General features: G+C 70.5%; 7 protein-coding genes. 1 reads left to right on the top strand and 6 read right to left on the bottom strand.

From position 1 onward, the window contains the following. Positions 1 to 12 precede the first annotated feature (12 nt). From carB to pyrR, 6 genes are all read right to left on the bottom strand, one after another. Entirely contained in the window at positions 13 to 3,321 is a 3,309-nt protein-coding gene (gene carB / locus AB0I16_RS28550) for a carbamoyl-phosphate synthase large subunit (protein WP_363252479.1), read from the bottom strand. Then, entirely contained in the window at positions 3,314 to 4,459 is a 1,146-nt protein-coding gene (gene carA, locus AB0I16_RS28555; RefSeq protein WP_363252480.1) for a glutamine-hydrolyzing carbamoyl-phosphate synthase small subunit, read from the bottom strand. The genes carB and carA overlap by 8 nt, the downstream gene beginning before the upstream one ends. Beyond that, complete coding sequence (locus AB0I16_RS28560) at positions 4,456 to 5,028, bottom strand: hypothetical protein (RefSeq protein ID WP_363252481.1); 573 nt, start codon at positions 5,026 to 5,028, stop codon at positions 4,456 to 4,458. Before AB0I16_RS28560 ends, carA begins: the two co-directional genes overlap by 4 nt. Further along, positions 5,025 to 6,311 carry a dihydroorotase gene (locus AB0I16_RS28565; protein ID WP_363252482.1) on the bottom strand — a complete coding sequence of 429 codons (1,287 nt, stop codon included), beginning with the start codon at positions 6,309 to 6,311 and terminating at the stop codon, positions 5,025 to 5,027. Before AB0I16_RS28565 ends, AB0I16_RS28560 begins: the two co-directional genes overlap by 4 nt. 2 nt (positions 6,312 to 6,313) lie before the next feature. After that, complete coding sequence (locus AB0I16_RS28570) at positions 6,314 to 7,294, bottom strand: aspartate carbamoyltransferase catalytic subunit (protein ID WP_363252483.1); 981 nt, start codon at positions 7,292 to 7,294, stop codon at positions 6,314 to 6,316. 97 nt (positions 7,295 to 7,391) lie between these two features. Further along, complete coding sequence (gene pyrR, locus AB0I16_RS28575; protein ID WP_363252484.1) at positions 7,392 to 7,964, bottom strand: bifunctional pyr operon transcriptional regulator/uracil phosphoribosyltransferase PyrR; 573 nt, start codon at positions 7,962 to 7,964, stop codon at positions 7,392 to 7,394. A 225-nt stretch (positions 7,965 to 8,189) separates the two neighbouring features. Here pyrR and bldD point away from each other — a divergent pair, with 225 nt between their 5' ends. Next, a complete protein-coding gene (bldD, locus tag AB0I16_RS28580; protein WP_055698930.1) occupies positions 8,190 to 8,690 on the top strand; it encodes a transcriptional regulator BldD in 501 nt (166 codons plus the stop codon). Positions 8,691 to 8,811: the final 121 nt, after the last annotated feature.

Below are 8,811 nucleotides of genomic sequence, written 5' to 3' on the forward strand. Positions count from 1 at the left end.
GATCTGTCGGCCTTAGTCGCGAGCCGCGGTCAGATGTTCCGCGTGTTCCTGGAGCGAGCGCACGCTCACGTCCCCGCGGCCCAGCGCGTCGATGCCCTGGACGGCCGCGGCGAGCGCCTGGACCGTCGTGAGGCAGGGCACGGAGCGGGCCACGGCCGCCGTGCGGATCTCGTAGCCGTCGAGGCGGCCGCCGGTGCCGTACGGGGTGTTGACGATGAGGTCGACGCCGCCGTCGTGGATGAGCTGGACGATGGTCTTCTCGCCGTTCGGGCCCTCGCCCTCGGACTGCTTGCGCACGACGGTGGCGTTGATGCCGTTGCGCTTGAGGACCTCCGCGGTGCCGGAGGTGGCGAACAACTCGAAGCCGTGCGCGACCAGTTCGCGCGCCGGGAAGATCATCGAGCGCTTGTCGCGGTTGGCGACGGAGATGAAGGCACGGCCACCGGTCGGCAGCGGGCCGTAGGCGCCCGCCTGCGACTTGGCGTAGGCGGTGCCGAAGACCGAGTCGATGCCCATGACCTCGCCCGTGGAGCGCATCTCCGGGCCGAGGACGGTGTCGACGCCGCGGCCGTGGATGTCGCGGAAGCGCGACCACGGCATGACGGCCTCCTTGACGGAGATCGGCGCGTCCATGGGGAGCGTGCCGCCGTCGCCGTGCCGGGGCAGCAGCCCTTCCTCGCGCAGCTCGGCGATGGTCGCGCCGAGCGAGATGCGGGCGGCGGCCTTCGCGAGCGGGACGGCGGTCGCCTTCGAGGTGAAGGGGACCGTGCGCGAGGCGCGCGGGTTGGCCTCAAGGACGTACAGGATGTCGCCCGCCATGGCGAACTGGATGTTGATCAGTCCGCGTACGCCGACGCCCTTGGCGATACCTTCGGTGGAGGCGCGCAGGCGCTTGATGTCGAAGCCGCCCAGCGTGATCGGGGGCAGCGCGCACGCCGAGTCGCCGGAGTGGATGCCGGCCTCCTCGATGTGCTCCATGACGCCGCCGAGGTAGAGCTCGGTGCCGTCGTAGAGCGCGTCCACGTCGATCTCGATGGCGTCGTCGAGGAAGCGGTCGACGAGGACCGGCCGCGAGGGGCTGATCTCGGTCGACTCCTCGATGTACGCGGCGAGGCGGGTCTCGTCGTACACGATCTCCATGCCGCGACCGCCGAGCACGTACGAGGGGCGTACGAGGACGGGGTAGCCGATCTCGTCGGCGATGCCCTTCGCTTCGGCGAACGTCGTCGCGGTGCCGTGCTTCGGCGCGGGGAGGCCGGCCTCGGCGAGCACGCGGCCGAAGGCGCCGCGGTCCTCGGCGGCGTGGATGGCCTCGGGCGAGGTGCCGACGACGGGCACGCCGTTGTCCTTGAGCGCCTGCGAGAGGCCCAGCGGGGTCTGGCCGCCGAGCTGGACGATGACGCCCGCGATCGGCCCCGCCTGCGCCTCGGCGTGGACGATCTCCAGGACGTCCTCCAGGGTGAGCGGCTCGAAGTAGAGCCGGTCGGAGGTGTCGTAGTCCGTGGAGACGGTCTCGGGGTTGCAGTTGACCATCACGGTCTCGTAGCCCGCGTCGCTGAGCGCGAAGGAGGCGTGGACGCAGGAGTAGTCGAACTCGATGCCCTGGCCGATGCGGTTGGGACCGGAGCCGAGGATGATCACGGCGGGCTTCTCGCGGGGCGCGACCTCGCTCTCCTCGTCGTACGAGGAGTAGAAGTACGGCGTCTTCGCGGCGAACTCGGCGGCGCAGGTGTCGACCGTCTTGTAGACCGGGCGCACCCCGAGGGTCTGGCGCACCTCGCGGACGACGTCCTCGCGCAGGCCGCGGATCTCGGCGATCTGGGCGTCGGAGAAGCCGTGCCGCTTGGCCTCGCCGAGCAGGTCGGCGTCCAGGCGCTCGGCGGCGGCGAGCTCGTCCGCCAGCTCCTTGATCAGGAAGAGCTGGTCGACGAACCACGGGTCGATCTTCGTGGCGTCGAAGACCTCCTCCGGGGTCGCGCCCGCGCGGATGGCCTGCATGACGGAGTTGATGCGGCCGTCGGTGGGCCGGATGGCCTCCGCCAGCAGCTCCGTCTTGTCGCCGGGCTCGCCGACGAAGGTGAACTGCGAGCCCTTCTTCTCCAGGGAGCGCAGCGCCTTCTGGAGGGCCTCGGTGAAGTTGCGGCCGATGGCCATGGCCTCGCCGACCGACTTCATGGTGGTCGTCAGGGTCGAGTCCGCCGAGGGGAACTTCTCGAAGGCGAACCGCGGGGCCTTGACCACGACGTAGTCGAGGGTCGGCTCGAAGGACGCCGGGGTCTTCTCGGTGATGTCGTTCGGGATCTCGTCCAGCGTGTAGCCGACGGCGAGCTTGGCGGCGATCTTCGCGATCGGGAAGCCGGTGGCCTTCGACGCGAGCGCGGAGGACCGCGAGACGCGCGGGTTCATCTCGATGACGATGACCCGGCCGTCCTCGGGGTTCACCGCGAACTGGATGTTGCAGCCGCCCGTGTCGACGCCGACCTCGCGGATGATCGCGATGCCGACGTCCCGCAGGATCTGGTACTCGCGGTCGGTCAGCGTCATCGCGGGCGCGACGGTGATCGAGTCGCCGGTGTGGACGCCCATCGGGTCGAAGTTCTCGATGGAGCAGACGACCACGACGTTGTCGTTCTTGTCGCGCATCAGCTCCAGCTCGTACTCCTTCCAGCCGAGGATGGACTCCTCCAGGAGCACCTCGGTGGTGGGCGAGAGGGTGAGGCCCTGGCCGGCGATGCGGCGCAGCTCCTCCTCGTCGTGCGCGAAGCCGGAGCCGGCGCCGCCCATGGTGAAGGAGGGGCGGACGACCACGGGGTAGCCGCCGAGCTCGTCGACGCCCTTGAGGACGTCGTCCATGGAGTGGCAGATGTAGGAACGGGCGGACTCGCCGTGCCCGATCTTCTTCTTGACCTCTTCGACGACGCCCTTGAAGAGGTCGCGGTCCTCGCCCTTGTTGATGGCCTCGACGTTGGCGCCGATCAGCTCGACGCCGTACTTCTCCAGGACGCCCTGCTCGTGCATGGAGATGGCGGTGTTGAGGGCCGTCTGGCCGCCCAGGGTGGGAAGCAGCGCGTCGGGGCGCTCCTTGGCGATGATCTTCTCGACGAACTCCGGGGTGATCGGCTCGACGTACGTGGCGTCGGCGATCTCCGGGTCGGTCATGATCGTCGCCGGGTTGGAGTTGACGAGGATGACGCGCAGGCCCTCGGACTTGAGGACGCGGCACGCCTGGGTGCCGGAGTAGTCGAACTCGGCGGCCTGGCCGATGACGATCGGGCCGGAGCCGATGACCAGGACGGACTGGATATCGGTGCGCTTAGGCACGCTGGGCTCCTTCAGCGGTCATCAGGGTGACGAAACGGTCGAAGAGGTACGCGGCGTCGTGCGGGCCGGCGGCCGCCTCGGGGTGGTACTGGACGCTGAACGCCGGCTGGTCGAGCAGCTGGAGCCCCTCCACCACCTGGTCGTTCAGGCAGACGTGGGAGACCTCGGCGCGTCCGAAGGGCGTGTCGGAGACCCTGTCGAGCGGGGCGTCGACCGCGAAGCCGTGGTTGTGCGCGGTGACCTCGACCTTGCCGGTCGTGCGGTCCTGCACCGGCTGGTTGATCCCGCGGTGGCCGTACTTCAGCTTGTACGTGCCGAAGCCGAGGGCCCGGCCGAGGATCTGGTTGCCGAAGCAGATGCCGAACAGCGGCGTCCTGCGCTCCAGGACGCCCTTGACCACGGTCAGGTCGACGGTCGAGGGGTCACCGGGGCCGTTGGACAGGAAGAAGCCGTCCGGGTTCACCGCGTACACCTCGTCGAGCGTGGCGGTGGCGGGCAGCACGTGCACCTCGATGCCGCGCTCGGCCATGCGGTGCGGGGTCATGCCCTTGATGCCGAGGTCCAGGGCGGCGACGGTGAAGCGCTTCTCGCCGATCGCGGGAACCACGTACGACTCGGTGGTGGCGACCTCGCTGGAGAGGCTCGCGCCCACCATCTCGGGGGCCTCCTTGACGCGGGCGAGCAGCGCCGCGTCGTCGGCGAGCGACTCCCCGGAGAAGATGCCGACGCGCATGGCGCCGCGCTCGCGCAGGTGGCGGGTGAGCGCCCGGGTGTCGACGCCGCTGATGCCGACGACGCCCTGCTCGGTGAGCTCGTCGTCCAGGGTGCGCCGGGAGCGCCAGCTGGAGGGTACGCGCGCGGGGTCGCGCACCACGTACCCGGCGACCCAGATCCGCCGGGACTCGGGGTCCTCGTCGTTGACTCCGGTGTTGCCGACGTGCGGGGCCGTCATGACGACGACCTGGCGGTGGTACGAGGGGTCGGTCAGCGTCTCCTGGTAGCCGGTCATGCCGGTGGAGAACACCGCTTCGCCGAAGGTCTCCCCCACGGCCCCGTAGGCACGCCCGCGGAAGATGCGGCCGTCCTCCAGGACGAGTACGGCGGGAACCTTGCTGGCTCCCCTGGTGGAGGTCGTCATCGTGCGGTGCCTTCCGTAGTGCTGGTCGTATTGATCATGTTGTTGATGGCCTCGACCCACTGGGCCTGCTCGGCCGCGTGGTCGGCGCGGAAGCCGGAGTCGAGCAGCTTCCCGCCGTGCTCCCACGTGACGATCAGCAGGCCGCCCTCGGCGAGGACCTTGCCCGCGATCCCCTTGTCGAGCCTGGCCTCGCGCAGCTGGGCCACCGGGACGAAGAAGTCGGTGGCCCCGGGGCGCACGACGCCGAGGCCCGCGTCGGTGAGCGTCAGCTCCACGCGGCTGCGGGTGCCGAGGCCGTGCGCCACGATGCGGTCGAGCCACTGCCCCGCCGTGGTGGAGCCGTGGTAGCGGCCGCTCAGCTCAAGTGTGGCGGGGCCCGGGTCGGTCGGCGCGGCGGGCAGCTCGGGCAGGTCGCTCTGGAGCGTGCCCCGCCACTTCCAGCCCTCGCGCATCAGCCAGTAGACGAGCGCGATGAGGAGCAGCAGTCCGACGACCCAGCCGAGCCGTGCGGCCCAGTCGGTCACGTCCGCCGATTCCTTCTCGGCGGCCAGTTCCAGCAGAGTTGTCACGCGAGGTTCCCGTCGACGAGCGTGGCCCGACCCCGGAGCCACGTGTGCGTGACGCGGCCCGGCAGCTCACGGCCCTCATAGGGAGTGTTCCGGCTGCGCGAGGCGAAGCTCGCGGGGTCCACTTCCCCACGGTAATCGGCGTCGAGCAGGACGAGGTTCGCGGGCTCACCTGCCGAGACGGGGCGTCCGTGGCCGGTGGCCCCGCCGATCCGCGCGGGCGCCGCCGACATGCGGTCGGCGACGGCCTCCCAGGTCAGCAGGCCGGTCTCCACCATCGTCTGCTGGACGACGGAGAGCGCGGTCTCCAGGCCGACCATGCCCATGGCGGCCGCGGCCCACTCGCAGTCCTTGTCCTCGTGCGGGTGCGGGGCGTGGTCGGTGGCGACGATGTCGATCGTGCCGTCGGCCAGGGCCTCGCGCAGCGCCATGACGTCGCGCTCGGTGCGCAGGGGCGGGTTGACCTTGTAGACGGGGTTGTAGGAGCGGACCAGCTCGTCGGTGAGGAGGAGGTGGTGCGGGGTGACCTCGGCGGTCACGTCGATGCCGCGCGACTTGGCCCAGCGCACGATCTCCACGGACCCGGCGGTCGAGAGGTGGCAGATGTGCACGCGGGACCCGACGTGCTCGGCGAGCAGGACGTCACGCGCGATGATCGACTCCTCGGCCACCGCGGGCCAGCCGCCGAGCCCCAGCTCGGCGGAGACGACGCCCTCGTTCATCTGGGCGCCCTCGGTGAGCCGGGGCTCCTGCGCGTGCTGGGCGACGACGCCGCCGAAGGCCTTCACGTACTCCAGGGCGCGGCGCATGATCACGGCGTCGTCGACGCACTTGCCGTCGTCGGAGAAGACGGTGACGCCGGCCGCGGACTCGTGCATGGCGCCCAGCTCGGCGAGCTTCTTGCCCTCAAGGCCGACGGTGACGGCGCCGATGGGCTGCACGTCGCAGTAGCCGGACTCCTTGCCGAGCCGGTAGACCTGCTCGACGACGCCGGCGGTGTCGGCGACGGGGAAGGTGTTGGCCATGGCGAACACGGCGGTGTAGCCGCCGGACGCCGCGGCGCGGGTGCCGGTGAGGACGGTCTCGGAGTCCTCGCGGCCGGGCTCGCGGAGGTGGGTGTGCAGGTCGACGAGGCCCGGCAGGAGGATCTTGCCCTCGGCCCCGACGACGGTCGCGCCCTCGGCGGAGAGCCCGGTGCCGACGGCCTCGATGGTCTCGCCGTCGATCAGGACGTCCTGCGCGTCGCCGCCGAGCACCTTCGCACCGCGGATCAGGATCTTGCTCATGACTACTTGTTCTCCTCGGTGCGGGTGTGGGAGGCGGCGGGCTCGTTGCCGCCAAGGAGCAGATAGAGGACGGCCATGCGGATGGAGACGCCGTTGGCGACCTGTTCGACGACCGTGCAGCGGTCGGAGTCGGCGACCTCGGCGGTGATCTCCATGCCGCGGACCATGGGGCCCGGGTGCATCACGATGGCGTGCGGGGGCATCTTGGCCATGCGCTCGCCGTCCAGGCCGTAGCGGCGTGAGTACTCCCGCTCGGTGGGGAAGAACGCGGCGTTCATGCGCTCGCGCTGCACCCGCAGCATCATCACGGCGTCGGACTTCGGCAGCACGCGGTCGAGGTCGTACGAGATGTCGCAGGGCCAGTGCTCGACGCCGACCGGCACCAGGGTGGGCGGGGCGACGAGGGTGACCTCGGCGCCGAGCGTGTGGAGCAGGTCGACGTTGGAGCGGGCCACGCGGCTGTGCAGGACGTCGCCGACGAGGGTGACGCGCTTGCCCGCGAGGTCCTCGCCGAGCCCCTCGTCGGGCCCGACGAGGCGGCGCCGCATGGTGAAGGCGTCGAGCAGGGCCTGGGTGGGGTGCTGGTGGGTGCCGTCGCCCGCGTTGATGACGGCGGCGTCGATCCAGCCGGACGTGGCCAGGCGGTAGGGCGCGCCGGAGGCTCCGTGCCGGATGACGACGGCGTCGACGCCCATCGCCTCCAGGGTCTGCGCGGTGTCCTTGAGGGATTCGCCCTTGGAGACGGACGAGCCCTTGGCGGCGAAGTTGATGACGTCGGCGGAGAGGCGCTTCTCGGCGGCCTCGAAGGAGATCCGGGTCCGCGTCGAGTCCTCGAAGAAGAGGTTGACGACGGTGCGGCCGCGCAGGGCGGGCAGTTTCTTGATCGGCCGGTCGGCGACCCTGGCCATCTCCTCGGCCGTGTCGAGGATGTGGACGGCGTCGTCGCGGGAGAGGTCGGCGGCCGAGATGAGGTGTCGCATCATCGGGGGTGTACTCCGGTGTGTGGAGGTCTGCGGGCAAGCGGGCGCGCAGGGGTGTGCCCTGGGCCCGTGCTGTCCCGTGAGGGAGGGAGCCGGTCCTTCAGGCGGAGGCGGGCTTGGCGCCGAGCAGCACGGCGTCGCGGCCGTCCTCCTCGGTCAGCTGGACCTTGACCGTCTCCCGCAGGGACGTGGGGAGGTTCTTGCCCACGTAGTCGGCGCGGATGGGCAGCTCGCGGTGGCCGCGGTCGACGAGCACGGCGAGCTGCACCGCGCGCGGGCGCCCGATGTCGTTCAGCGCGTCGAGGGCGGCGCGGATGGTGCGGCCGGAGAAGAGGACGTCGTCGACGAGGACGACCAGGCGGCTGTCGATGCCGTCACCGGGGATCTCGGTGCGGGCCAGCGCGCGCGGCGGGTGCATGCGCAGGTCGTCGCGGTACATGGTGATGTCGAGGGAGCCGACCGGGACCTCGCGTCCGGTGATGCCCTGGAGTTTCCCGGCGAGCCGTCGGGCGAGGAAGACGCCGCGGGTGGGGATGCCGAGGAGGACCACGTCGTCGGCGCCCTTGGCGCGCTCGACGATCTCGTGGGCGATGCGGGTCAGTACCCGCGCGATGTCGGGGCCCTCGAGAACGGGGCGCGCGACACCGGAGTCGTTCGTTTCCTGCGTGTCCATATGAAAACGGACCTCCTTCTCCGCCTCACGGGACGGACTTTAAAGGACGTCGAAATTGCGCCAGTCACGCTACCAGTACTGGTGACCGAGTACGACATCGGGGTCCACCGAAGGAGCGGTAGAGACCATTCGGCTTGACGCAGGCAAGTAACGCTGCGTAACCTCACAGTGAGTTACCAGCCACGCGGCGGAGCCGCCTGATTGTCGCAGCGTCCGGGGAGCTATATGTCCAGCGAATACGCCAAGCAGCTCGGAGCCAAGCTCCGTGCGATCCGTACCCAGCAGGGCCTTTCCCTCCACGGAGTCGAGGAGAAGTCCCAGGGACGCTGGAAGGCGGTCGTGGTGGGGTCGTACGAGCGCGGCGACCGTGCCGTGACCGTGCAGCGCCTCGCCGAGCTGGCGGACTTCTACGGCGTCCCGGTGCAGGAGCTCCTGCCCGGTACCGCCCCCGGTGGCGCCGCCGAGCCGCCGCCGAAGCTCGTCCTCGACCTGGAGCGCCTCGCCCATGTGCCGGCCGAGAAGGCGGGCCCGCTCCAGCGTTACGCCGCCACGATCCAGTCGCAGCGCGGTGACTACAACGGCAAGGTGCTCTCGATCCGCCAGGACGATCTGCGCACCCTCGCCGTGATCTATGACCAGTCGCCCTCGGTCCTCACCGAGCAGCTCATCAGCTGGGGCGTTCTGGACGCGGACGCGCGCCGCGCCGTCGCTCACGAAGAGGTCTGACCCACCACCTCACCCCTCAGCAGAAACGTGCCGCCGGGGCTCCTTCATCGCCGCGATGGAGGAGCGGTGCACCAGACCGGTGGGCAGGGCGAGTTCGGGCACGCGGACGCGACGCTTCGGT

It is taken from the genome of Streptomyces sp. NPDC050703 (assembly GCF_040654435.1).
GTDB lineage: Bacteria > Actinomycetota > Actinomycetes > Streptomycetales > Streptomycetaceae > Streptomyces.